Here is a 26,117-nt window from a genome sequence, read left to right as displayed (position 1 = left end):
CTCTGAACTCATTTTATCAAATATTTTGTTAATAATCATATAATCAAGTGTTTAATTATTTATTATTACAATATTTTACATTTGTATTATAATTTTTTCAATATGTAAACAACAATAATATGAGACACAGCTTAGCCATTTTCCAACGGTATGATTGGAGAGACTTTCAGGCAAAGAAAAATGCCACTAGAAAGTATGCGAACAACAAAAAAGCACCAGAGGTTGCACATCCAGAACACGATAAGGTATCATTCGACTGGATAAACTAAAAAAGCCGTCCCAAACGAAGTTGGAACGGCTTTTTTGTATCTTCTATTATCCTTATTCTACAGGGAATGGATATTCTTCTACGTAAACATCTGTAAAAATCTCTGCTGGGTCTGGCCAAGGAGATTCTTCTGCAAATTTAACCGAAGCTTCTACTCTTACTTTGATTTCAGCATCAATCGCTGCTAGTTCCTCTTCTGTAGCAAGACCATTATCTAAAATTGCTTTCTTTACTTGCTCGATAGGGTCACGCATTTTGTATTGCTCAACCTCCTCTTTCGTACGGTATTTCTGAGGGTCAGACATTGAGTGCCCTCTATAACGATATGTTTTGAATTCTAAGAAAGTTGGTCCTTCTCCAGCTCTAGCACGGTCAGCCGCACGAGAAACCGCTTCATGAACAGCCTCAACGCTCATGGCATCTACCGGTTCAGAGGGCATATCATACGCTTCGCCGATTGTATAAAGGTCTGTAACGTTTGAAGTACGAGAAACCGATGTACCCATGGCATAACCATTGTTTTCTACCACAAAAATGGCAGGTAGTTTCCAAGTCATTGCCATATTAAACGCTTCGTGCAAAGCACCTTGACGAACAGCACCATCACCGAAATAACAAATTGCTAAGTTTCCAGTTTTGTTATATTTTTCAGCAAAAGCCAAACCTGCTCCTAATGGAATTTGTGCACCCACAATACCATGTCCACCCACAAAGCCAACTGATTTATCAAAAATGTGCATCGAACCACCTTTTCCTTTAGAGATACCAGTAGCTTTTCCGAACAACTCAGCCATGATAGTATTAGGGTCTGAACCTAAAGCTAAAGGAATACCGTGGTCACGATATGCTGTGATATACTTGTCGCCGTCTTTCAATGCAGATCTTGCTCCTGATGAACAAGCTTCTTGTCCGATGTAAAGGTGACAAAAACCTTTGATTTTTTGTTGTCCATACAACTGACCAGCACGTTCTTCAAATTTGCGTTGAAGTACCATTGACTCGTACCAGTACATATAGGTCTCCTTCGAGTATTTTACTTTGTTTTCAGCTTTATTTGCCATTTTCTACAATTATGAATGAGTGATTTGTGAATAAGTGAAAGTGTAAGCTTCACCTTGACACTGCTTATTCGGAGGTAAATCCGATGCTAAACTGCCTGTGATTTGCAATCCCATCAAACAGTCTTTAATTTGCACTACGAAATTAGTACAAAACAAAGAACACACAAAGTATTTTGTATTATTCATTGATGCTTAAATACATGTTTTGTCAAATTTTATCCACAATTTCCAATTCAATCCCTTTTTATTTTCTTTTCATGTATTTACAAAAACTTAGTTTGACCAATTTCAAAAGCTACGACTACAATACTTTCGAGTTTTCGCCTCGGGTAAATTGTATTGTTGGCGAAAATGGTATTGGCAAAACTAATTTATTAGACGCTATTTACTTTTTGGCTTTAACTAAAAGTTCTATCTCTAATCAAGATACCCTTAGTATCAATCATGAAGCTGATTTTATGATGATTGAGGGCAATTTCGAGAGTGAAAAAAATACACTCATTACTGTTGCTTTACAAAAGGGACAAAAGAAGGCTGTTTTGCATGACAAAAAAGCATACGAAAAGCTATCAGAACATATCGGAAAATTCCCAGTGGTGTTGCTGTCTCCTAATGATACGGATGTAATTCGGGATGGGAGTGAGGAAAGAAGAAAATTCTTCGACGGAGTGATGGCGCAATTGGATGCAGAGTACCTTGAAAATCTATTGCAATACAATCGCCTGTTATTACAACGGAACTCTTTACTCAAACAGTTTGCCGAACGCCATTATGTGGATGATTTACTGTTAGATATTTATACAGACCCTTTGGTGGAAGTCTCTCTCAAAATATATCAGGCTCGTATCGTTTTTACGGAGAATTTCCTACCTATTTTTAAAAAGCATTATGAGGTATTATCTGATGCCAGAGAGAGCGTAGAAATGATTTATGAGTCGGAGGTAGGCAATGATGACTTTGTTGCCTTATTTCGAAGAAATAGGCACCGAGATTTGGCTGCACAGAGAACAACACTTGGAAGCCATAAGGATGATTTCATTTTTGAAATCAATGGCTTTACCTTGCGTAAATTTGGCTCTCAGGGACAACAAAAATCTTTTGTGATTGCACTTAAACTGGCTCAATTTGAAATGTTGAGTATTGCGAAGGGCTTCGCACCAATTTTACTCTTAGATGATATTTTTGATAAGCTTGACGACAAAAGAATCCAACAGTTGATTAATATGATGACTGATGGAACATTTAACCAAGTATTTATTACCGATGCTCGTCCTGAAAGAACAAGAGAATTATTGGAAAAGCTAGTTGTAGATATTAAGTATTTTGAAGTAAAAAAAGCCTAACGCATTGAATATTTACGTTAGGCTTTTTATTTATTTTTCTGTGAATTTCACTCCTGCATAATTGGTCTTGATGGTAATCTTGGTGGCTGAGCCTTTACCAATCTTTCCTTTATAAACCTTGGTAGATTTCCATCCCATCGTACGGTCGTCAACTTCTTTATTATCATCAGGATTTACTGTTAGCGTACATTTGCCTTCTGGGTATCTAAAGTTGGCATACGTAGTCGTTACTTCAAAATCAGCATTGCAATCACCCGTTACAGGTAATTTTACCGCTGTATAATTTGAACGAATGTCTAACGTCTTCAAGGTCTTCGATAATTCTGCTAACTGAACGCCATCTGAATAACTGATTGATAACTTTCCAGTTTGGTTAATTTTACCAATTTTTCCACTTGAATACTGAATTGTTCCATCCAGATTATTAATGTCATCTAAAATCATCGAACCATAATTGTTAGTCAATTTTAGGTTGTCTGCCTTTTCGATATTTAGTTTTGAATAAGCAATGTGCAAATCGCCATCATCCATTTGTTTGATATTTCCTGAGCCATATTGCACAAAAATATCTTTCTCTCCGCCTGTCAATCTATCAGAAACAAAGCTTCCATAATTAGACGTAATCTTCAAGGGAGCTGAAAACTGAGGAATAATCGTTTTGCCATATTTATTTGAAACCGTCAATGAATTAGACTTTGGCATATAAATCATATAGTTAATCTCTACGCCTCGTTTTTCATTTACTTTTTTACCGTTGCTACTGCTCCAGTTAAAAGTATTTGTTAAGCTATTTGCCCAACTCCAGTTGCCGTTACCATTGGTTCTCTCATCTGTATCAATCATTGTTTTAAAGGCTATTTTGTCTCCTTCTTTTCTTTCAATGATTTCTACGTTATCAATAAATGTTTGGGCTTGTGCTTCTGTATTACCATAACCTGTGATAGTTATATCTACTTTGATTTCATTTTTATTCCAAAGCTCTACTTTTACTTCTCCGTGTTGGTTGCTAATATTCAAAAAGTTTTTAGCATCCACAGGATACGATTTACTAATTACTTTTTTCTTTTCTACGGCTGCCGTTTCCTGAATAGTTGCCTGACCATACTCTGAATTATAAGTGATTGCCCCTGGTGTTGGTGGTGTAGGAGGCATAGGTGGCATTTCGCTAGCTCTACCTATTACCGCAACGCTATTTAATGTTCTTGCCGTATTGCTTCTAGTTGTGGCAATACTTGCCCTTACATGGCTCTGATATTCTTTTATTTCTACAGAATCATGTACATAAACGCTTACTTGTTGTGCAAAGGTGCTGTTGATTATTAAAACACACAATGCTACTATATTTAATACTTTTTTCATGACATTCTTCGATTAAACTGTTTACCTCAAATGCTTTTCATCGGATTATTCTGATAATCTTTAATTTTCTGAATAATGGATAATTGCCTGTTTAAAATATCTAATTGTACTTGTAAATTTTGAATCATCGCTTGAACTAGCTCTTCCTGATTAGGCGTCTGGGGTAATTCTGCTTTCAGGTTCTGATAGTCTTTGTTTAGCTTCTCAATTTCTGTGGCAAACTCTTTGTAAAGTACTGGGTCGTGAGCCTCAATTTGCCTGATTTCCTCTCGCTTTGTTTCAATCAAACTTGCATACTTAACCATTTTATCGCCGTATTCGGGGCTTACTGTAGCAATAATCTTATCTGTATTTTCTGATTTGAAACCAAGGTCATGTATAAAATAACAACCTATTAATATGGCAAGGCCTGCTGCCAATGCCCAATATTTTTGTTTGAAAACAATGATTTTTTTCTTTTCAACAAAAGGTGTTTCTCCCGGAAAGGCATCTAAATTCCCCAAGCCTTTGTCTATTTTATCCCATAAACCTACAGGGATTTCAAACTGATCAAAGTTTTCACGGTTATCACGAATGAATCTTTCTATTTTTGTCTTTTTCATAACGCTGTAAGCCTCCTCTCTCTTAATACAAAGGAAAAGAAAAGGTCTTTATTGTTTTAAAATTTCCAACAATCGTTTTTTGGCTCTGATGTATTGTGTTCGCGAAGTTGACTCTGCCACGCCCAAAATCTCTGCGATTTCTTCGTGGTCATAGCCTTCTAATAAATACAAACAAAGTACTGTTCTGAAACCATCAGGCAACTGTTGAATGGCATTCTGTACTCTTTGAATATTAAGTTCTATTCCTTCTTCGTCGTACGTTTCCGTATCAGGAATTTCTACTGCTTCTTCAATATCAATCAATTGGACTTTTCTATTTCGTAAATGGTTTAAAGCCCGATTAATTACAATCTGTTTCAACCAAGCGCCAAAAGTACTTGTTTGTCGAAAATCATGGATTTTCTGAAAAGCATCTAAAAAGGCATCTTGCAGGACGTCCTCTGCTTCGCCAACATGATTTACTATTCGGACAGCAACATTGAACATAGCCTTTGCATAAAGCCTATAAATCTCGTACTGAGCCTTGCGATCACCCCTACGGCAAGCCTCCACGAGTGGCAAATGTTTGTCTATGTAATGTGTTTGTTCCAGTGCTAAAGGTTGAGGATTCATAGTGTTCAAACTTCTAACCTTCAAGTTAAGCAGTTTTCATCTATTGACAACCAATAACTTAAATTCAAACTAATGACACAGAACAATTTAGGAATGTTGCATTTTGTTAAAAATTCTTAAAATATTTTAAAAAATTTATCGTTTAACGCTCTTACTCAAAAATAATATGCCATCAATAGTATTATTTACGACAAATGTCGTTATATTTACGACATATTTGCAACAATGGCATTCATGAAAAAACAAAATATTTTACCTATATCAACTTTGATTGTATTGCTAGGCGGGCAAACAATCATCAATCGTGAAATTAGACATGATTTCGACCTGATTGAAATTGCGAAAGAGGGTTTACCTAAACAAGCGTTAGACAGTTTGGCTAAACAAATTTCTTTTTCAAATAAAGAGATGGCCGACATCTTAAATATTTCAGAAAGAACTATTCAACGCTACAGAGAAGACCAACGCTTGGACAAAGATGCCTCTGCGAAATTGATACGCTTGGCAAAATTGTACGAGCTCGGTCAAGAAACTTTTGGAAGTCTTGAAAGGTTTAATGGCTGGATGCACTCTCATGTGCCTGCTTTAGGAGGAAAACGTCCTACTGAATTATTAGATACTTCATTAGGCTACGAAATCATTGAAAGAGAATTAATATATATTGAACATGGTTTGTTTTCATAAACACCATGTTTAAGTAGTCTATGTAAAATAAACGACGTTAATGTGTGAAATAAAGTGGTGTATTCAACATATTTTAATCCACATCGGTGGATAGCTCACAACTCATCACTCACAACTAAAAACTGTTACTTAACTACGCCCTAACACATTTAACATGGAAGTTTTTAGAATTAGTAAACTTATAAGAGCCCGCGATTTATCGGGTTTCGGAGCAAGTTTAAAAGGACAGCGCTGGAATAGAAGAGGCACATCGGTGCTTTATACTGCTTCACACAGGTCTCTCGCTTTATTAGAAGTATTAGTACATTTAGGTGAATATTACCCACAAGACGAGTACGCTATCATCACCTTAGAAGTGCCAGATAACGAAATTGCGTTGTTGGATGCAACAAGTTTACCCAACGATTGGGCTAGAATATTTGAAGCAGGCATATTAGCTTCTTATACAGATGAATGGTTTCATTCTGAGCAGTCTATTGCTTTGGGGGTACCCTCTGCGATTGTTGCACAAGAATATAATTACCTTATCAATCCTTTGCACCCAAATTTTTTTGATATTAAGATTAAACACATAGAACCATTCACTTTTGACGAAAGATTTTTCAAGGATGTCATCGACTAAAAACGCCCAATATTGGATTGAAAACTATCAAATGAATGCTCATCCAGAAGGTGGATACTTTGCAGAAACCTATCGGGCGAGTGAAAATATTCCTCAAACGGCTCTTCCAACACGATTTAAGGGAGATAGAAGTTTTTCGACGGGTATTTATTTTTTGTTAGAGAGTCATCATATATCAGCGCTTCATCGAATTGCGTCTGACGAAATGTGGCATTTTTATACAGGTTGTGCGTTGAATATTTATGTGTTGGATGATAACGGTATTTTGGAAATAATTCGATTAGGGAATAATCCTGATAAGGGCGAAGTATTTCAAGCAGTGGTTCCTGCTGGAAAATGGTTTGGCTCAAAGCCCGTTGAAGAAAATACTTATTGCTTAGTAGGATGTACGGTTGCTCCGGGTTTTGACTTTGCAGATTTTGAAATGAAAGATAGAAAAGCATTGTTACAATTATTTCCTCAACACGAGGACATCATAACAATGCTTACTTATTAAACCTTTATGTTCTTTTATCATTATTTTAAAGCCATTACCTGTGTTGTGACAGGTTTACCTGCAATATAATCTTTGGCAAATATTCTGTAATTATCGAAAATCTGACGAGTAGCTATTCTCAATGCCTTTTCATCAATAGCATGTGTTTCTGGCGCTGCTATACCTGCCGCATAGCCCATCCAGATAGGACGATTACTGTCGTTTTCGACAAACTGTAAGAGGAGCGTACCCTTTCTGAGTTTTACTCTTCTAAGTTCCTCATTCATACTTTCCTTACCTAGTCCTCTAAAAGAACGTTGGAGTACCGAAAGGTTTACATCACTTGGAAATAGTGCATAGAATACAATCAAATTGGGTTGCTCTTTAGAGTCAGCATAACCCCTTAGCTTCATCTGATTGCCTATTTCATCAATCACTGCTTGGAATTTATAGGTTGTATCAATCATGGTAAACTGTTTTTCAACCGTTGTGAATGACTGATAGTTTGGCTTGAATACCTCATCTTCGATTTCTCTATGACAAGCAGAACCAATTTGAAAACTGTTACGATTACAAGACACTAAAGCAAGGAGTGCGACTACTGCGAAAAGATAGATTTTTTTCATAACGTAAACATTAATTTAAAACTTGAAACTTATAACTATTTGATTTTTAGTTGATTTTATGGAATCTAAAAACAAAAATGAATTTTCAAAGGCAAAAAGCCGTTCTAATAATAAGTACGTAAAAATTTAAGAATAGTCTCTCTAGTGGTGATTTAATCAGCAGTTATAAAAGTTTTGATTTAAAAGATTAAATCAAATGTTATAGGTCTTTGTTTGATAAGTAAGGAATTATAATTTTTAAAAAATGAATACAAAACCAATAATTCGTGTAGATGTTGTTTCGGACATCGTATGTCCTTGGTGTTATATCGGTAAGCGAAGGTTAGAAAAAGCTATTGAAGATACACAAAGTTCTTGTAATCTGCAAGTTATCTACCATCCTTTTCAACTAGATCCTAGTGTGCCTACGGAAGGAATACCTTTTAGTACACACATGGAAAACCGTTTTGGCCCTAATTATGCACAAAAATTTCATCAGGTTGAACAGGCGGCCTCATCAGTTGATTTAGATTTTGACTTCGAAAATCTTCCAAAGGCTATCAATACTTTTGCTTTTCATAGAATACTTACGGTTTCTTTGCATGAAGGGATTCAAGCTGAAGTAAAAGAAGCTTTGATGAAGGCATATTTTGTGGATAGAGTAGATTTAACCGAGCAAAGTGCTGTAGTAGCAGTGATGGCTCCATTCGGTTGGTCTGCTGAAAAAACGTTGGGTATTCTTAATTCAGACGAAGCATCTGATGAAGTAAAAGAAGAAATGCACTATTTCCGCCAACAAGGTATATCGGGTGTCCCTTTCTTTATTTTTGATAAAAAATATGCTGTTTCGGGTGCACAACCGTCAGAGGTTTTTAAAGAAATCTTTGAAAAACTAGCTCAAGAAAAACAAGTAGCGGCGATTTCGGGAGATGTTTGTGATATAGATGGTGAGAATTGTTAGGGTAAGATATTAATTTGATGGAGGTATTTAAATTACCTCCATCAAATTAATATTCATTGGTCACGAGTTGAAAACTCGTGCTACATTTTTACTAATGTATTGCCACGCATAACGGGTAAAACATCGTATAAGTCATGTTGTAAACAATAAGCAATATCTTTTTGAATACCCAAACGCTGTAGTCTTTTTACGTGAGAAGACGACGCAACGAATGATAATAAATCATTTTTTGATAATTCATATTGACGTAACGCCATCAACGCAGAATCATCTTCTACCATAAATTCTTCTTGTAAACGTTCTACTAAAGCTCCTGCAAAAAGTGTATCTTCCAAGTTTGGTTTCCCTTTCCATCCTGCACATAATACCAAAATATCGTATTGTTGGTCTTTTAAATAATTGGCTAATGCCCCTAAATTCAAGAAAGACCCAACCATTACTTTTACAGCCGACTTAGATTTTGTGATAGCCAACGTACCGTTAGTAGTAGTAACACAGATGGTTGCACCATTTACTTTTTCAGTCATGTAGCTGAAAGGTGAGTTATCAAAATCAAACCCTTCAGGCGTTTTTCCATCACGTTCAGCAGCGGCTAAGTATCCTTTTTGTTGATAACTAACACATTCATCAATACTCGATACTGGAATAATTGCTTCTACACCATTGGCAAAAGCAGTTGTCATGCACGAAGTCGCTCTAAAAATATCTACTACAACAACTATTGAATTTTCGATATTATATAAATGTAATAACTCGGGACTGATACAAACGTCAATTTTTTGCATAATTTCAAAAGAATCTAATACAGACTAATTACTTTAAGAAAGGCATTTTGGTCACTACTGCCTTTAAATATTTATTACGGATATTGATATATATATCAGCACCTACTTTGGTATATTCCTTAGTAATATAGCCCATGCCAATACCTTTGCTTAAGGTTGGCGACTGTGTTCCTGAAGTTACTTCACCAATAATATTACCAGCGGCATCCATGATTTCGTAATGTTGGCGAGGAATCCCTCTATCTATCATTTCAAAGCCTACTAATTTACGTGTTGGGCCGTTCTCTTTAATCTTTTTATGGAATTCAGAATTGATAAACTCTTTATTGAATTTAGTGATCCATCCTAGGCCTGCCTCAATCGGAGAAGTACTATCATCAATATCGTTTCCGTATAAACAGTAACCCATTTCTGTACGCAAGGTATCTCTTGCACCTAAGCCCACAGGCATGATATTAAATTCAGCTCCTGCTTCAAAAATAGCTTTCCACATAGCCTCCGCATCTTTGTTCCAAACGTATACTTCAAAACCACCTGCACCCGTATAACCTGTTGAAGAAATCAATACGTCGTCAATACCAGCTACTGTTCCCGCTTTAAAAGAATAATATTCCATCGACTCCAAATCTAAATCTGTCAATTTTTTCAATGTATCAATGGCTTTAGGTCCTTGAACAGCAAAGAGACTCAATCGGTCTGAAATATTTTCCATTTCTACACCGAATGTATTGTTCTGTTGTAGCCAATTCCAATCTTTTTCGATGTTTGAAGCATTTACTACTAAATAATATTCGTTTTCGTTCCAACGATATACCAAAAGGTCATCTACAATTCCTCCTTTATCGTTTGGCAAACATGAATACTGCACTTTTCCATCAATCAATACCGAAACATCATTAGAAGTAACATATTGTAAAAACTCGGTTGCTCGCTCACCTTTTACAACAAACTCGCCCATGTGCGATACATCAAAAACACCTACCGAAGTACGTACTCCAATGTGTTCTTGAATAAGATTTGAATATAAAACTGGCATCGAATACCCCGCAAAAGGTACCATTTTTGCACCAAGCGCTACATGAACATCATTAAGATGAACATATTTTAAAACTTCTGTTTGTTCCATTGGATGTTGATTGAAATTGCTAAATGAATCCAAAATTATATGGATAGTAAGAATATCTTTTGTTATATTTTTCACAAAAGTAACAAAGTATCCTGAGAGGTTTAAATAATGTGTGAAAAAGCTGTAAGCTTTGAGCAATGAGCTGTGAGCTTTAATCAAACACAACACATCTTATTACTCAAAGCTGAATTGTAAGCTATAAGCTTTGAGCAATGAGCTTTGAGCAAACACGAGACATATTATTGCACAAAGCTCAAAGCTCACTGCTCATCGCTTAAAGCCTACAGCTACTCCTGATACAAAACAGTCAAAACCGTTTGACCAACTGCCTTTAAAGTATTTTTATCAATAACCGACATATTGTCTTGATGAGTATGGTGATAAGCTCCAAATGTTTTAGGGTCGTTCGGGCGTAACTCTATGATATCAATCATTTGAATTTTTGCTACATCGTTTACCGGCACATGGTCGTCAACCAATCCTCCGCCATCTGCATCGATAAATAATGTAGAATAGCCTAATCTACTTGCGATGTCCCATACGTTGCGTACAATCATGGGTGCATATTGCATAGAAGTACCCTCATGTGGGAAAACAGCTCCTTTAGCACCTACCATATCCAAATTGATTCCGTAGTAAGCCGTATAATTGTCTTTGTGTTTATGACTTGCCCAATATTGTGAGCCCAAACACCATGAGTTCTGTCCATGTTCGCCTTTATAATCCTCTGGTTCGCCTACATCTTCAGTATCAAAAAAGATAATATCAATCCCCACATTAGGTTTGGTTTTAGCTTGCTGAATATTTCTGGCTAATTCTAACAACACGCCTACGCCACTTCCTCCGTCGTTGGCGCCGTCTATGGCTTTATTTTTATTGATAGAGTCTTTATCAGCTATAGAACGAGCATCCCAGTGAGCAGTCAGTAAAACTCTTTTTGTGGCTGTTGGATTAATCGACCCGATAATGTTCTGAGAGTTTAGTTTTTTACCATCGAAAGTAGTTGCTACAAAATTTTGAATAGTTACTTCACAACCAAATTGTTTTAATTTGGCAACCAACCAAGCGGCACATTCGTCGTGGGCTTTGGTGTTGTTTACTCTTGGACCAAATGCTACTTGCTTTTCAACAAAAGCGTAAGCAGAGTCTGCATTAAAATCGGGAGCAGGATTAAGGGTTATTTCTTCCTGAGGAATGCTTTCTGAAGTACTTTTTTCTTGACAAGATTTAAAATAAACTGCAACCCCTGAAAAAACAAAAATTGCCAATAGGAGTAATGCTATTCGATTCGTTTTCATTATTAATTTCTGTAATAAGTCTTTTTAAAATTGATGATTAACGCAAGAATAAACTTGCCATTTCTGATAAAGAAACAATCTTCATCGTTAATTCGCCACTTGGCGTATAGCTTGGATTTGAAGAAGCAAAAAGTTGTTCTACTAAGGTATTCATCTCTAAAATCGTCAAGGAATGATTCCCAAAGCGACCAGCCGAGCGTTTTGCCATTGCTCTAGCCAAGTTTTCTGCTTTATCAAGGTGTAGTTCAGATTCATTTTGTTTGAATTGCTCTAAAATACCTTCTATCATTTCCTGCTCGTTTTCTTCGGGCGAGTCGGCAGGAATGCCGTTTACCATAAAAGAATCGTGTTCTACTACGCTCAAGACAAAACCTAAGTTTCTGATTTCATCTTGAATCTCCAACAACAAATGGAAATCTGCTGTGGTCAATTTTACTTTTGTCGGAAACAACAATTGCTGTGATGCACCGCCATTTTTGCGTAAATGTTGAGAGAATTTTTCATACAAAATTCTTTCATAGGCAGCACGTTGGTCTATTAACAACATCCCAGATTTTACCTGAGAAATAATATAGCGATTATGGATTTGGAAGGTAGTAGCCTCTGAATCTTGCGACGCTCGTTGAGGGCGGTCACTTCCAATATCGTTTGCTTTACTTTTCAATAAAAAGGACGTAGCCTCGCTAGGAATGCCAAAGTCTGCTTGGGTTTGTTCTATCGATGGTTCTTTTTTCTCAAAATCATCTAGCTGACGGTTCAAGCCTTCGTATAATTTATTCCAATTTGTCAGATTTGTTCGCTCTCTAAAGGGTGCTTCGGGTCTGCTAAACCCATTTACTGTCGAAACCTCCTTCGTCTTTTCAAAAGGCGAGCCAGTGAACTGGAAAATATTATTGGTAAAGTTTACGTCTGTTTCAAAGTCTAAAGAGGGCATTAAATTATGCTGGCTCATCGATTTTCGAACAGCAGCTTGTACGATAGCATATACTGTACGTTCATCATCAAACTTAATTTCGGTTTTAGTCGGATGAACGTTTATATCAATATGAATCGGATCTATTTCAATGAAAAGTACATAAAATGGATGCGAACCTTCGGGAATCAAGCCTTCAAAGGAACTCATCACAGCATGATTCAGATAGCTATTTTTAATAAAACGGTTATTTGCAAAAAAGAACTGCTCTCCACGTGTTTTTTTGGCATACTCTGGCTTACCAACATACCCTCTGACACTTACGAAAGAGGTTTCCTCTTCGCAAGAAGCCAATTGTTCACGATAGCCCTTCCCGAATAAATCTACAATTCTTCGGCTTAGTTTTCCTGCTGGTAAATTATATACTTCAGTATCGTTGTGATGTAATGTAAAAGAAATTTCAGGATTGGCTAAAGCTATTCGTTGAAATTCGTCGATGATATGACGCATCTCTACAGGATTTGACTTCAAGAAGTTTCTGCGGGCAGGTACATTAAAAAACAAGTTTTTAACTTGAATACTCGTCCCTTCTGAAGTAGAAACTGCCTCTTGAGCTTTTAAATCTGAGGCATCTATTTTTATCAAAACGCCTAGTTCATCTGTTGCTCTACGGGTACGCATTTCAACTTGTGCTACAGCGGCAATAGATGCCATGGCTTCGCCACGAAATCCCATTGTTCTGATTTTGAAAAGGTCTTCTGAGGAACGAATTTTGGAAGTAGCATGTCGCTCAAAACACATTCTGGCATCGGTTTCTGACATACCTAAGCCATTATCAATCACTTGCACTAAGGTTTTTCCTGCTTCTCTAACGATTAATTGAATGCTGGTGGATTGGGCATCTATGGAGTTTTCCAAAAGCTCTTTCACCACAGAAGCTGGTCGTTGTACGACTTCGCCGGCGGCAATCTGATTCGCTATCGAATCAGGAAGCAGTTGGATGATATCTAACATTTTCTGTAAACGTATTTTAGGTTATTCTTTTAACAACGGTGATTACCCTAATTGTCCCTCTAAGTTCGTGATAAATGCAGGGAATGCCAACAAAAAATCTACTTTTGGTGTGGATAAGTAGCTAATTGGCTTATTATCAGGGCATAAAGTATCATGTTCGGCAAGAGAGCTTTTTAGGGTATAATCAGATAAAGTAACTCATTAACAGACACTTGCCAATAACCAACGTAGAAGAAAATAAGTATATTTCAGTAAGTATTTAGCAATTTTTCAAGCAATAGTCTCATAAAATGTTATTTTTTTTAGGCTGTTCTAACATTTATACATTTCTTAAAACTAATTTTACATTTTAACTGTTCACTAATAGCTTGTTAGTGTTATGATTAACCAATCGTATTGATATTAGACCCCAATCAAGATACAAATTAAATAGAACTCATGTTAAAACAACAGATATTAATCTATACAGAATCAACCCCAAACCCAAATTCAATGAAGTTTGTTTTAAACTTTATTGTAGCTCCTGAAGGCTTATCGTTCGATTTCGCAACGCCATCAGATGCAGTAGCAGAAGGCAAAGAGTCGCCCTTGGCTGTAGCTTTATTTGGCTTTGATTTTGTAAAACGAGTATTCATTTCATCTAATTTCATCACAGTTACGAAAGATGAAGAGACAAAATGGGAAGATGAATTATTCGGCTTGAAACAATTTTTGAAAGGGTTCTTTGAAGAGAAAAAAGAAGTTTTCACAAAGTCGACAATTGCTGCAAATGATGTGATAGGAGGAGAGGAAGATTCTGAAACGGTAGTTAAAATCAAAGCTGTGTTAGACCAATATGTTCGTCCAGCGGTAGAGTCTGATGGCGGTGCTATCAATTTTCACTCTTTCAATGAAGGAACTGTTAAAGTATTATTGCAAGGCTCATGCTCTGGCTGTCCATCATCAACGATGACTTTGAAACAAGGTATTGAAAATTTATTAACTCGTATGGTTCCAGAAGTAAAAGAAGTAGTAGCAGAAGGCGTATAAAACGTTCTTTAAGCTTAATTTTTCTTAAATTACATAGATTAGACCTGCAAGGCTTCCGAAACCTTGCAGGTCTTTGTATTTTTGCGTCATGACAGAAAAACGTTGGATTTATAAACCCATTCCACCCACTGATAAAATCAAACAAGTAGCTGAGGCAATCAATGTTTCAACAGAAATTGCTACGCTCTTGGCTCAGCGAGGAATTAATACCTTTGATGAAGCTAAGGCATTTTTCCGACCAGACCTTTCTAATCTGCACGACCCATTTTTGATGAAGGATATGGACGTTGCCATTGAACGGTTGACAAAAGCGATTGAATCTGGCGAAAAAATAATGATTTATGGTGACTACGATGTAGACGGCACTACATCGGTGGCTACTTTTTACGGTTTCTTGAAAAACCACGTTTATCAAAATGCGTCTGACTGTCCTTTAGAATTTTATATCCCCGACCGCTATGCTGAAGGCTACGGGGTTTCGCAGGCAGGTGTTGAAAAAGCTGCTAACGAAGGTTTTGGGCTGATTATTAGTTTAGACTGTGGTATTAAATCAAAAGAGAAAATAACTTGGGCCAAAGAGCATGGCGTTGATTTTATCATTTGCGACCATCACCGTCCAGATGATAATGATTTACCACCAGCAGTAGCGATTCTGGACCCCAAAAGAGCTGATTGTTTATATCCTTACAAAGAATTAACAGGATGTGGCGTCGGTTTTAAATTATTACAGGCTTATTGTAAAACGCACGGTATTTCAGAAACATTGTTATTACCTTATCTAGACCTTGTGGTTACTTCTATTGCTTGTGATATTGTACCTATTACAGGCGAAAATAGGATTATGGCTTATTATGGTTTGCAACAATTGAATTCAAATCCAAGAACGGGATTAAAGGCACTGATGCAATCGGCAAGTCTGGCAGGAAAAATGGATATTACCAAAGTGGTTTTTGGACTAGGGCCAAGAATTAATGCTGCAGGAAGAATAAAGCACGCTTATGATGCCGTAAATTTATTATTGACCGACAACGAAGAAGAAGCCACCAATTTTGCCAATATCATCGCCAAACATAATACAGATAGAAAAGGTTTTGATACCGATATTACCGCCGAAGCGTTGGCTATTATTGAAGACAATGCTGGATTGAAGAGTGCTAAAAGTACCGTATTATTCAAAAATGATTGGCATAAAGGCGTTATCGGTATTGTAGCGAGCAGATGTATTGAAAAATATCATCGTCCCACTATCATTCTTACAGAGTCTCATGGTCATGCTGCGGGTTCGGCTCGTTCTGTACCAGGCTTTGATGTGTATGATGCTATCGAAGAATGTGCAGAGCATTTAATCCAATTTGGAGGACATACTTTTGCGGCAGGTTTAACGTTGGAAATCTCTGAGATAGAAAATTTTAGGCGTAAATTTGAAGAAGTTGTCAATCGAAAAATATTACCAGAACAACTTTCGCCTATGATTGATATTGATTTGAAATTGCCTTTGATAGAAATTTCAGATAAATTTCACAGAATCATGTGTCAGATGTCGCCCTTTGGTCCACAAAATATGACACCAGTTTTTGTTTCAGAAAATGTTTACTTGCATGGACAGCCGATTAAAATGAAAGAAAAGCATTTGAAAATAAATGTTTTTCAAGAAGGCTCACCTGCTTATACTTGCGTAGGATTCGGAATGGTGGAGGATTATTTTAATCATTTACACGAAGGCAAGCCGTTTTCGATTTGTTATACCATAGAAATCAACGAATGGCAAGGCAGAAAGTCTTTTCAGTTGATGTTGAAAGATATTAAGATTTAGATTTAGTGATTGGTAAATAGAGATTAGAGTGTTTATGTGCTAGCCTAAAATATTAAAATTAATAGGAGGATTATCCTTCTGATTCAAATCATGATTTTAAGAACAGAAAATTTAGTTAAAAAGTACGGACAGCGTGTCGTAAATGATAATGTTAGTTACCAAGTAGCACAAGGTGAAATCGTGGGACTGCTAGGCCCTAATGGTGCAGGCAAAACTACCTCTTTTTACATGGCTACGGGCTTGGTAAAGCCAAATTCAGGTAAAGTGTTTCTGGACGATTTAGAAGTAACCAATCTACCCATGTACAAACGTGCTAGGCTAGGTATTGGCTATTTGGCACAAGAGGCTTCTGTTTTCAGAACGCTTTCGGTGGAAGAAAACATTTTGGCCGTACTAGAAATGACTAAGCTTTCTAAACATGAGCAACGTGAAAAAACAGAACAGCTTTTGGAAGAGTTTTCGTTGACACACGTTCGTAAAAATTTGGGGCAAGTACTTTCAGGTGGCGAGCGTCGTCGTACAGAAATTGCTCGTGCTTTGGCAGTTGACCCGAAATTCATTTTGTTGGATGAACCATTCGCTGGGGTTGACCCTATTGCGGTAGAGGAAATTCAAGGGATTGTAGCGAAGTTGAAGTACAGAAATATCGGTATTTTGATTACCGACCACAACGTTGATGAAACCCTCTCTATCACCGACCGTGCGTATTTACTTTTTGAAGGAAAAATATTAAAAGCAGGTACTCCACAAGAGCTTGCTGATGATGAACAAGTAAGACGTTTGTACTTAGGTAAACATTTTGAATTGAAGCGGAAGATTTAAAAATGTCTTACCTCATCACTTCCTTCAAAACCGTTAAAGACTTTATTTCTCCCAAAGTATCCACATGAAGTCTGTAAAATAAGATAATGGATTCTAATAATTGATTGCGTGAATGGCGGTCGATTTTAGGAGATTGGTGATAGGGAGTATTCAATAAAACATCTAATTGATTTTCGAGTGTTTGATTAAGGACAGGCAAATTATGAATCCTTAATTCATTGGATATTTCATGCGCATTCTCAGGTGAAAAACCCAAATATGTACCTAATTGCAATAAAAATTGTAAATGGAAGTTCTCAAAATGTTCTTCTACTTCATCTAGCCAAAGGATAGAATTATGGAGAAATTCAAACAAAAAATGATTCCCTGTTTCCTCTTTTAATGATTTTCCAAGAATTTCGGTAATAAAAAGCGCTATTGATGATTTATAAATATCGTAAGGTAAGGTATGAAAAGGCGTATTACATTTAATCTCTGCAATACGATGAATTTGTTTATTGGCTGCTGTATTTTTTCCTTTCTGATAAATCACCAAATCTAATAATGTGAGGGGTTGAAAAAGTGCTATTTTATTTTTGGATTTGGCACTTCTAACACCATTTTCAATATACGTTTGTATCCCAAATTCTTCTGTAAAAATATTCACGATTACAGAAGTCTCTCGGTAACGAATATAATTTATTACGATGCCTCGTGTTTTATTCAACATACTTTTATGCTTGGGGTTCTTCTCTACGCCAAACTAATTTATCCACTGGGATTTTCTGTTCTATTTTATCTCTTAAAATATCCATCATTTCTTCTACAGGCATTTCTGCATCAAAACGTATAGGCTCTTTAAAGGTAACAGATAGCGTAGTATTGCTTTTTTTAAACCGTAACCCTTTTTTATCAAACGCTCTACGGAAGCCATTAATTACAACAGGCACAACTATTGGATTATGTGTTTTTATTAAATGCGCCGTCCCTTTCCTTAGTGGAGCATAAGGGGTAGTCGTTCCTTGTGGAAAACTTACCACCCAACCATACGATAAACCTTTGCCTACTTTATCTTCTGCCGAAGTATCTACTTCTTTTTTAACATCCTTGCCTTTTTCTCTCCAAGAACGATTTACCAAAATAGCACCTGCCTGCGAAAAAACCCTTGGTATCAAGCCACCATCTTTCATCGTTTCAGAAGCTGCTACATAAAATACCTTCGACCGTGGTGCTAATAAATAAATAGGAAAATTGACTGAATTTCTGAACCCCCATTTTACACTAAAGAAAATATGATAGAGGCAAATTACATCCATAAAATAGGTTTGATGATTCGATAAAAAAAGCACACCTTCTGTTGGAAGTCCCTCCAAATATTCTGTTCCGCTAATGTTGGTTTTATTGATGCCTCTGATACGAGAGTAAGTTACCCACCCCAACACAATCATAATAATGCGTTTTAAAAACATCGAATTGCCAAAGGGATCTCGTTCAAAAAAACCGAAGACATCAATCATCGGAAGTAGTTTTTTTATATGTTCATTCATTGTTTATGGTTTATCAATAAGTCTTTTCCTAAGCGTTAAATTCGATATATTCATTCAAATAATCAATACTTGTAAAATCGAAGATAGATAATTTTTGGTATATTGTTTAAAAAATTGTTCTTCTTGATAACCTATTGAAGCTTTTCATGTTATGTTTAACAAAGGCTTTTTTCCTATTTTCTCAAATCTTGATACAATTATGAATGTACTCATCACTGGTGGCTCGGGTTTAGTTGGCACACGTCTTAGCCAAATATTATTGTCTAAAGGTTTCACGGTTTCTCACCTTAGCCGAAAACCTACAGATGAAACAGGCAAGATAAAAATATATCATTGGGATATTGATAAAGGCATATTAGACACAAAGGCTTTGTTAGAAGCCGATTATCTAATTCACTTAGCAGGTGCGGGCATAGCAGATAGTAGATGGACTGATGCACGAAAAAAGGAAATCATTGATAGCAGAACGGAGTCTTTAAGATTGATTATTACTCATTTAAAAAACATTCCACATAAAATCAAAGCTTTCACTTCCTCCTCGGGCATTGGTTTTTATGGTGCTGATACTGGTACGAAACACATTACAGAAGAAACTCCTGTGGGTGAGGATTTTGTAGCTGAATGTTGCATCTTATGGGAAGCGATGGCTGATAATGTATCAAAATTAGGTATCAAAACGGTAAAACTTAGAACAGGGATTGTATTGAGTACAGAAGGAGGGGTTTTAGCAAAAATTCTGGGGCCTATCCGTTTTGGCATTGGGGCAGCTTTGGGAACTGGCAAACAGTATCAATCTTGGATTCATATTGATGATTTATGCGAGCTTTATATAAAATCTCTTCTAGATGATACTATGAATGGTGCTTACAATGCCGTTGCTCCTAATCCTGTTACTAATTTTGAATTAACTAAAACCTCTGCTGAGATACTGAAAAAGCCATTTTTTATGCCAAATGTTCCTGCATGGGCTTTGAAAATAGTTTTTGGCGAATTAGCTGATGTGGTATTAGGCGGCAACTATGTCCTCAATCAAAGAGTATCCTCTGAAACCAATTTTCAATACAAGTTTATCGATGTAAAAAAGGCTTTAAAAGATTTGTTGTAATAGTATAACAGGGTTTTCGTCAAGTAGTAGGTTTAGTTATTTTTAAGCGATTGATAAATGAATAACATTGCTTTTTTACATCCACAATCACGCTGTTTTTTTGCCACGTTAAACTGAACTTATCTTCTATTTTGGTAAAAATAGCTTTTCTTGACAATTCTATGAGTGAACCTATCGTAAAAATAGTAGCGATAGTACAAACGATATGCAGCATCAAAAGTGAAAGAGATTCTTTGCCTCTGACCTGACTAATGAAATGAGCTATTTCTTTTCTAATCAGGGGGTGTTCGTGTATCAGGTAAATTCCAAAAACTGCGCTTGAAATCAGGTTGATAAAATTGCTTTGGACTTTAATATTTTTAAAAGTAAAGAAAAGCATTATCGCTGCAAATATCAATAATGGATTGTTATAGGAGAATAGGCGCCAAACAAAAGCAAACTTATGAATATCGACAAAAAATAGTGTACCACAAAAAAGTACAAGTGCCGAGACTAGAAAGAAGCGAATGGGTTTTTTGATGATAATGTTTATTTTTCTTAGAAATCTGGCAAGGATGTAAATTGTAATAAAATGAAAAATTGTAAATCCATCTCCAGACACTGTTTTGAATATAAAACCCGCGAAACAGTCTAGGTATAATAACCCCAATAATAAAAACATAAGTTGTTTATTTTCGATGCCATCAACACCTTTGTTGAGAAATGGAGAAATAAAGTAGAGGGCTAAATATACGCCTAAATACCACCAAACATTACCAGAAATCGGAAAAATAGACCTAACTAAGTCTTCCCAATCAAACATCGAATGATTAAAAACTGCAAATAAAAGAGAAATGAACAATGAATAGAAAAGTGCCTGAAACAAAATAGATACAAGTACTTTTAATTTAAATTTCACTCCATAATATCCGGATATAAATACGAATGTATTTACGCCAACAATGACAAAACTATTGATGAATAGTCCAAAATAGAGTTTGTTTTTATCATGGTGAAAGAAATCATTCACCATATTTTCAAGGCCAAAACCATGAACAATAATATGGTGAGTAATAATCATAATCATTAACACTATCCGCAATAGCTCAATGTTTGATTCTCTGTTTTTCATCTTTAGATAATTAAAAGGGCCGTTATTTATCAAAGTTTGGGTGTATTATTGATAGGTACTTTCCCATCAAATATTATTTGTCATAGAAATCTCAAACTATTGCCAACAATGGCATAGCCTTCGGTCTATTCTTTTTTTAATAAAAGCAATATTTCGATAAAGGGATTTTAATGAAAAAGGCGGTTGCTTAATATTGTAAAGTAAATTTTAATAAAGGAACTGACACGTCATTTCCTCTTTTATCAATGAATTTGGGCGGTTCAATTGATACTTTTGTTTTCCTAGTAGTCTACAGATTTTTATGCATCAAAAGTAATCAAATTCTACAATTTTGCTATGGTTTTAGTTTTCTGAAAGCTATTTTATTTTATAATAATCTAGCACATCTATTTATTTCCATATTCTGAATCTTCATGAGCGTTTTTTAATGGTTATATAATTGCGGTTATTCTCACAGTTTTTTTATCTTTGAACAAATCTGAGATTTACATTTTAACTTATTCAATTGCTAGGAGCTTTTAGTTTTTTAGCTACATAATTCACATGAAAAACATTTTAATTTATTGTGGTTCTTCGTATGGCAACAATGAAATTTATAATAAAACTGCACAAGAGGTAGGAGAAACACTAGCTAAGCAAGATTTACGATTAGTTTATGGAGGAGGCAAAGCTGGCTTAATGGGTACTGTGGCTGATGCTGTACTTGACAATGGCGGAGAGGTTATCGGAATCATTCCTTCTTTTATGGAAGCTTGGGAAGTACAACATACAGGTTTAACAGAGTGTATCGTGGTAGAATCAATGCATGTTCGTAAACAATTAATGGCTGAAAAAGCAGATGGCGTTGTCGCTTTACCTGGAGGTTGGGGAACACTGGATGAATTATTTGAAATTCTTACTTGGCGACAAATTGGGCTTCATCGTATGCCAGTAGGGTTGCTTAATACTAATGGCTTTTATGACGATTTGATTATGATGATAAACAAGATGGTTTCTGAAGGTTTTGTAAGAGCCGTTAATCTTAACTTCTTGATTATCGACGATAATATTGAATCTTTATTAGAAAAAATGCGTAATGATGCTACCGAAGGCGAAATCATTGGCAAACGGATAGAACGTGCCTAAAACAATGTTTTAGGCTATTTTTCGTTCAAAAGTAAATGAAGATTGCGCCACACAAGCTATGAAAAATATTACATTTCTTATTTTTTCCCTTATTGTTTTGCCATGTATGCCCGAATCTAAGGCTCAAAACAAGCCTGAAAGTTTGGGGAGTGCTGTTAATTCTGAATACTCTGAATTAAATCCTGTGATTGCTCCAGATGGAAGGATTTTGTATTTCGGCAGAAAAAATCATCCACAAAATAAATATGGTGTAGCAGGTACAGACCAAATTGCGGGTTCACAAGACATCTGGTTTTCTGAAAATGTAATGGGGGCATGGTCAACTGCTAGAAGGATGCCTGAAAGCTTAAACCGTGATCAATATAATTCTATTCTGAGTATCTCTCCCGACGGACAAACTATTTTATTAAAGGGGGCTTATGTGAATGGACAATATGAAACACGGGGCTTTTCTATTGCCAAGAAATCTGCCAATGGTTGGGAAATTCCTAAAAAGGTAATTATTCCTAAATATGAACGCCTCAGTAAAGGTAAAAATGAATACGGCTTTCTTTCAAATGATGGAAAGGTGCTATTGATGGCTTTTTCGGAAAAGAAAAACTCTGATGAAGATGATATTTATGCTTCTTTTCTAGAAAACGATGGTACGTGGTCGGAGGTAATGAATTTAGGAGATGAAATCAATACTAATTTCACTGAGACTACGCCTTTTTTAGCTCCTGATGGTAAAACGCTTTATTTTTCGAGCAATAGAGCAGGAGGAAAGGGCAGTAATGATATTTGGGTAGCCCAAAGAAAGGATGATAGTTGGATTCATTGGACAGAAGCTATCAATATTGGTGAGCCTATTAATACGGAACAATACGATGCTTATTACACGATTTCGGCTGCTGGCGATTATGCATATTTTGTTTCGGGGAATAATTCGTTAGGTAAAAAAGATATTTTCAGACTAAAATTAGAGGTCAATAAGCCTATAGAACCTAAACCGAGTGAAAGTACACCAATTGGGGGAAATCCAACGAGGAAATCGCAAGATAGAAGACCTGTTCAGCCAGCTCCTACCAAATCAGATGCCGTTGTTTTGGTTTCTGGAAAAGTAATTGATGGTAAAACAGGTAAAATTCCACAAAATGCGCAAATCATTTATGAAGATTTAAGCACAGGCAAAGAATTAGGTATTGCTACGCCTGACCCTATAACGGGTATTTACAAAGTAGTATTACCTTATGGAAAAAATTATGGTATCAGTACTAAAATTGATGGCTATATTGGCACTTCCCAGAACATTGATTTAAGTAAAATTACGGGAAAATACCTTGAAGTAGAAGGCAAAGATATGACTGTAAAGCCTATTGAAGCTGGTACTAAAGTTGAAATGAATAATATTTTCTTTGAATTTGGTAAGGCTAGTTTAAAACCAGAATCGTATCCAGAGTTGAATAGAATAGCCAATTTCTTTAAAACGAATACTAAGTTAATTTCAGAAGTAAGTGGACATACTGACAATGTAGGTTCGGATGAGGTAAACAATAGACTTTCACAAGAACGTGCCGATGTGGTACGTAATTATTTATTGACTCAGGGCGTACCTGCTGAAAGAATTTCGGCCAAAGGGTATGGTAAAAACAGACCAAAAGTAGCGAATGATACCCCTGAAAACCAAGCTATTAACAGAAGGGTAGAATTTGAAATTTTGAAGAATTAATTTTATAGCTTTAGGCGATAGGCTGTAAGCATTAGGCTATAAAATTTTATTGATAGATTCTTTTCTATCTGCGATATTTATCTCCAAAAATCTGTGGGTAAAAAAAAATCCACCTGATTGCCGCTGATTTTATTCGCTGATTCTTTTTATCTGTTTATAAAAACAAAAAGTATTACACACAAGATTATTATTGATTTTAAACTAATTTTATTTAACTAAAACACATAAAACTATGTCAAAGGATAAAGGGGCCATAAAGGAAGTAAAAAAAGAGCCGACTAAAACGCTAAAGGAAAAAAGAGCGGCTAAGCAAGAGAAGAAGAATAGTAAAAGAGATTAATCTGTACCCATAGAAAATCGCTAGCAATTTAATTTGCTGGCGATTTTTTTATTTTCTATTGTTTCAAAAACCATTATTTTGGTCAAGGTTTTTAATTTTTAAAACATTTGATTTTATACATATTTCCTTGAAATCTACTTTTTTATTCTTCGTAAATCTCCTCACAATAAATTACTCAATATATCTTTATTGATTTTAAACTAATTTATTTTTATTCCTATATGCTTAGAAATTCCCTAAAGGAGTAAAGATGCTAATGGGCTAAAAAAGTATTAACTAAAGTTTGATATTCATTTTTTGTTAATATCAATACAAAAGATGTGTGTTAAGGCTATAAAAGGTTTGTAATAAACAGCTTACTATACACCTTTTTCATTTTCAAAAAACTACAAATTTGGTCAACATTTACGCATTTTGACATAAACACCATTTCATGTTTTCCTTTTTGTGAAAAAGCCTTCTTGGGGAAATTAAGATTGTCTTTTGTGCTTAATACTAATTGATAAATAACAAATATTGAGGAGGTTTAAATGCAATTATTAAGCAGCTAAAGTTGATTGGTAGTCAGTAAATAATAAGTGCCCTCTAAATTTTTAGAAGATATGTCACATTTGAAGCCAATAAGGTCTGATCTGCTGGTGATATTCCTTAAACCAGAGCCAGATTGATTAATGTTTTTTTTGATTGTTTGTTCATAATCAAACCCTTTCCCATTGTCTTCCACTTTCATGCTAAAACTCTCAGGTAAATAGTTGATAGATACTTTTATTTTTTTTGCACCTGAATGCTTCAGGGCATTATTCAAGATTTCTTGAACTATTCTAAAAAGAATTATTTCTCTGTCATATCCAAGCGAATATGTTTCGCCATAAACAATCATTTCTGTTTCAAATTTCTTTGTTTTCTGAATCCTTTGTAATTCATGTGAAATCATTTCTTGCAAACCAAATAAATTGACAAAATCGCTATCTAGGCTTTTAGATAGCAATCTGATTTCTTTGATTGTTTGTTCTATTAGTTCGTTGGCTTGCTTTATGAATATTAGGTTTTCTTCGTCCTTTATAGCATCTTCTACTACATTTATGTTTATTCTAGCGACAGATAATAACTGCCCTATATTATCATGCAGTTCTTTTCCTATGTACTGCAAGGTATCATTTTGAACTTCAATCTGTGATTTAAGCATTTCTTTTTCATACCTCTGTTTGAGTAATGATTGTTTTCTTTTTTCTCTTTTCCGTCTTAAATAAAACAGAATAAATAAGAAAAAAATGAAAGCAATCAACACTCCAATCACTCCAGAAACAATGATAATCGTTTCACTTATATCTACTTCTTCTTTTGACATAAAACACCAATAATCATAAGGACAAACAATAAAGTATTCACTACTTTACTGATAATTGAAAGACTAGTTGCTATAGAATCATGGTTCTGAAAAAGTACATTCAAAGAACTTAAGTACGGTAAATTACCCAAATAGCAAAATAAGATTCCTATTGATACCCAAAATAAGAAATTTTGAAATGGGTTGATAATATTTGTGCTGAGAATTACTATTTCAAATAAAAAATATAAACACAAAAACGACAAGAAAATACTGCCTAACGTATAAGTATATGAATTGAAGTCATACAAAGTTTGGTAAAATATTAAATTACCTATGGCAAATAGCAGGAAGACAATACTGAAATATAAAATAATTTGCTTTACAGATGATTTTGAGATAGCCTTGTAGAAAGTGTAGTAAAAAAAGCTTATCTCAAAAATCATCTGAAAGTTATATAAAGGAATATTATTTCCATAATAG

25 protein-coding genes are annotated in these 26,117 nt (G+C 35.4%); 12 read left to right on the top strand and 13 right to left on the bottom strand.

The genetic code is table 11. The features are described 5' to 3' along the window. Positions 1-119: 119 nt before the first annotated feature. Complete coding sequence (locus AC07XN_RS12595) at positions 120-269, top strand: hypothetical protein (protein ID WP_309923646.1); 150 nt, start codon at positions 120-122, stop codon at positions 267-269. 52 nt (positions 270-321) lie between these two features. Here AC07XN_RS12595 and pdhA read toward each other — a convergent pair whose 3' ends face one another. Then, the gene (gene pdhA / locus AC07XN_RS12590; RefSeq protein ID WP_309923645.1) at positions 322-1,329 is read right to left on the bottom strand and encodes a pyruvate dehydrogenase (acetyl-transferring) E1 component subunit alpha; all 1,008 of its coding nucleotides are present in this window, start codon (positions 1,327-1,329) and stop codon (positions 322-324) included. A gap of 257 nt (positions 1,330-1,586) precedes the next feature. Between pdhA and recF the strand changes: the two genes are divergently transcribed. Then, positions 1,587-2,672 (top strand): DNA replication/repair protein RecF, encoded by a 1,086-nt coding sequence (gene recF / locus AC07XN_RS12585; RefSeq protein ID WP_494743341.1) that lies wholly within the window; start codon positions 1,587-1,589, stop codon positions 2,670-2,672. A gap of 30 nt (positions 2,673-2,702) precedes the next feature. Here the strand turns inward: recF and AC07XN_RS12580 are convergent, their stop codons facing one another. The 3 genes from AC07XN_RS12580 to AC07XN_RS12570 are packed head-to-tail and all read right to left on the bottom strand — an operon-like array spanning position 2,703 to position 5,245. Next, complete coding sequence (locus AC07XN_RS12580) at positions 2,703-4,031, bottom strand: hypothetical protein (protein WP_494743340.1); 1,329 nt, start codon at positions 4,029-4,031, stop codon at positions 2,703-2,705. Between the two features lie 26 nt (positions 4,032-4,057). Then, positions 4,058-4,633 (bottom strand): hypothetical protein, encoded by a 576-nt coding sequence (locus tag AC07XN_RS12575; protein WP_309923639.1) that lies wholly within the window; start codon positions 4,631-4,633, stop codon positions 4,058-4,060. A 48-nt stretch (positions 4,634-4,681) separates the two neighbouring features. Next, the gene (locus AC07XN_RS12570; RefSeq protein ID WP_309923636.1) at positions 4,682-5,245 is read right to left on the bottom strand and encodes an RNA polymerase sigma factor; all 564 of its coding nucleotides are present in this window, start codon (positions 5,243-5,245) and stop codon (positions 4,682-4,684) included. A gap of 234 nt (positions 5,246-5,479) precedes the next feature. Here AC07XN_RS12570 and AC07XN_RS12565 point away from each other — a divergent pair, with 234 nt between their 5' ends. The 3 genes from AC07XN_RS12565 to AC07XN_RS12555 all read left to right on the top strand — a co-directional run bounded on the left by AC07XN_RS12565 (position 5,480) and on the right by AC07XN_RS12555 (position 7,047). Then, positions 5,480-5,929, top strand: a complete 450-nt coding sequence (locus tag AC07XN_RS12565) for an Xre family toxin-antitoxin system antitoxin (protein ID WP_309923634.1) — start codon at positions 5,480-5,482, stop codon at positions 5,927-5,929. A 154-nt stretch (positions 5,930-6,083) separates the two neighbouring features. Beyond that, on the top strand, positions 6,084-6,551 hold the full coding sequence (locus tag AC07XN_RS12560) for an RES family NAD+ phosphorylase (protein ID WP_494743339.1): 468 nt from the start codon (positions 6,084-6,086) through the stop codon (positions 6,549-6,551). Further along, positions 6,538-7,047: a cupin domain-containing protein gene (locus tag AC07XN_RS12555; protein ID WP_494743338.1), complete on the top strand. Its 510-nt coding sequence runs from the start codon at positions 6,538-6,540 to the stop codon at positions 7,045-7,047. The genes AC07XN_RS12560 and AC07XN_RS12555 overlap by 14 nt, the downstream gene beginning before the upstream one ends. Before the next feature lie 20 nt (positions 7,048-7,067). Here AC07XN_RS12555 and AC07XN_RS12550 read toward each other — a convergent pair whose 3' ends face one another. Continuing rightward, positions 7,068-7,652, bottom strand: a complete 585-nt coding sequence (locus AC07XN_RS12550) for a DUF4136 domain-containing protein (RefSeq protein WP_309923628.1) — start codon at positions 7,650-7,652, stop codon at positions 7,068-7,070. Between the two features lie 244 nt (positions 7,653-7,896). Between AC07XN_RS12550 and AC07XN_RS12545 the strand changes: the two genes are divergently transcribed. Next, a complete protein-coding gene (locus AC07XN_RS12545) occupies positions 7,897-8,592 on the top strand; it encodes a DsbA family oxidoreductase (RefSeq protein ID WP_494743337.1) in 696 nt (231 codons plus the stop codon). Positions 8,593-8,672: 80 nt separating this feature from the next. On the opposite strand, the gene AC07XN_RS12540 is transcribed toward AC07XN_RS12545, so the two are convergent. From AC07XN_RS12540 to mutL, 4 genes are all read right to left on the bottom strand, one after another. Continuing rightward, entirely contained in the window at positions 8,673-9,377 is a 705-nt protein-coding gene (locus tag AC07XN_RS12540; protein WP_494743336.1) for a 2-phosphosulfolactate phosphatase, read from the bottom strand. Between the two features lie 28 nt (positions 9,378-9,405). Beyond that, the gene (gcvT, locus tag AC07XN_RS12535; protein WP_494743335.1) at positions 9,406-10,503 is read right to left on the bottom strand and encodes a glycine cleavage system aminomethyltransferase GcvT; all 1,098 of its coding nucleotides are present in this window, start codon (positions 10,501-10,503) and stop codon (positions 9,406-9,408) included. A gap of 287 nt (positions 10,504-10,790) precedes the next feature. Beyond that, a complete protein-coding gene (locus AC07XN_RS12530; RefSeq protein WP_494743334.1) occupies positions 10,791-11,801 on the bottom strand; it encodes a M28 family peptidase in 1,011 nt (336 codons plus the stop codon). 37 nt (positions 11,802-11,838) lie between these two features. Further along, complete coding sequence (mutL, locus tag AC07XN_RS12525) at positions 11,839-13,728, bottom strand: DNA mismatch repair endonuclease MutL (RefSeq protein ID WP_309923619.1); 1,890 nt, start codon at positions 13,726-13,728, stop codon at positions 11,839-11,841. 438 nt (positions 13,729-14,166) lie between these two features. Between mutL and AC07XN_RS12520 the strand changes: the two genes are divergently transcribed. The 3 genes from AC07XN_RS12520 (at position 14,167) to lptB (ending at position 17,392) form a co-directional block, all read left to right on the top strand. Next, positions 14,167-14,757 (top strand): NifU family protein, encoded by a 591-nt coding sequence (locus AC07XN_RS12520; RefSeq protein WP_409014244.1) that lies wholly within the window; start codon positions 14,167-14,169, stop codon positions 14,755-14,757. Positions 14,758-14,845: 88 nt separating this feature from the next. Next, positions 14,846-16,570: a single-stranded-DNA-specific exonuclease RecJ gene (gene recJ, locus AC07XN_RS12515; protein WP_494743333.1), complete on the top strand. Its 1,725-nt coding sequence runs from the start codon at positions 14,846-14,848 to the stop codon at positions 16,568-16,570. 90 nt (positions 16,571-16,660) lie between these two features. Further along, positions 16,661-17,392, top strand: coding sequence for an LPS export ABC transporter ATP-binding protein (lptB, locus tag AC07XN_RS12510; protein ID WP_309923616.1), 732 nt, complete (start codon positions 16,661-16,663; stop codon positions 17,390-17,392). Positions 17,393-17,399: 7 nt separating this feature from the next. Here the strand turns inward: lptB and recO are convergent, their stop codons facing one another. Together recO and AC07XN_RS12500 are read right to left on the bottom strand one after the other, a co-directional pair. After that, positions 17,400-18,101 (bottom strand): DNA repair protein RecO, encoded by a 702-nt coding sequence (recO, locus tag AC07XN_RS12505; RefSeq protein ID WP_494743332.1) that lies wholly within the window; start codon positions 18,099-18,101, stop codon positions 17,400-17,402. A 4-nt stretch (positions 18,102-18,105) separates the two neighbouring features. Continuing rightward, a complete protein-coding gene (locus AC07XN_RS12500) occupies positions 18,106-18,918 on the bottom strand; it encodes a lysophospholipid acyltransferase family protein (protein WP_494743331.1) in 813 nt (270 codons plus the stop codon). 199 nt (positions 18,919-19,117) lie between these two features. On the opposite strand from AC07XN_RS12500, the gene AC07XN_RS12495 reads away from it, so the two are divergent. Beyond that, complete coding sequence (locus AC07XN_RS12495) at positions 19,118-20,023, top strand: TIGR01777 family oxidoreductase (protein WP_494743330.1); 906 nt, start codon at positions 19,118-19,120, stop codon at positions 20,021-20,023. Between the two features lie 19 nt (positions 20,024-20,042). Here AC07XN_RS12495 and AC07XN_RS12490 read toward each other — a convergent pair whose 3' ends face one another. Beyond that, positions 20,043-21,134: an acyltransferase family protein gene (locus tag AC07XN_RS12490; protein ID WP_494743329.1), complete on the bottom strand. Its 1,092-nt coding sequence runs from the start codon at positions 21,132-21,134 to the stop codon at positions 20,043-20,045. Between the two features lie 543 nt (positions 21,135-21,677). Between AC07XN_RS12490 and AC07XN_RS12485 the strand changes: the two genes are divergently transcribed. Then, the gene (locus tag AC07XN_RS12485) at positions 21,678-22,259 is read left to right on the top strand and encodes an LOG family protein (RefSeq protein ID WP_494743328.1); all 582 of its coding nucleotides are present in this window, start codon (positions 21,678-21,680) and stop codon (positions 22,257-22,259) included. A 58-nt stretch (positions 22,260-22,317) separates the two neighbouring features. Further along, a complete protein-coding gene (locus tag AC07XN_RS12480) occupies positions 22,318-23,967 on the top strand; it encodes an OmpA family protein (RefSeq protein WP_494743327.1) in 1,650 nt (549 codons plus the stop codon). An 887-nt stretch (positions 23,968-24,854) separates the two neighbouring features. On the opposite strand, the gene AC07XN_RS12475 is transcribed toward AC07XN_RS12480, so the two are convergent. Continuing rightward, entirely contained in the window at positions 24,855-25,655 is an 801-nt protein-coding gene (locus AC07XN_RS12475) for a sensor histidine kinase (RefSeq protein ID WP_494743326.1), read from the bottom strand. Positions 25,656-26,117: the final 462 nt, after the last annotated feature.

The sequence above is a fragment of the Arcicella sp. GW458-12-2-14-TSB2 genome (genome assembly GCF_059423785.1).
The sequence above is the reverse complement of the archived record's forward strand: the minus strand, read 5'-3'. Positions and strand labels throughout refer to the sequence as shown.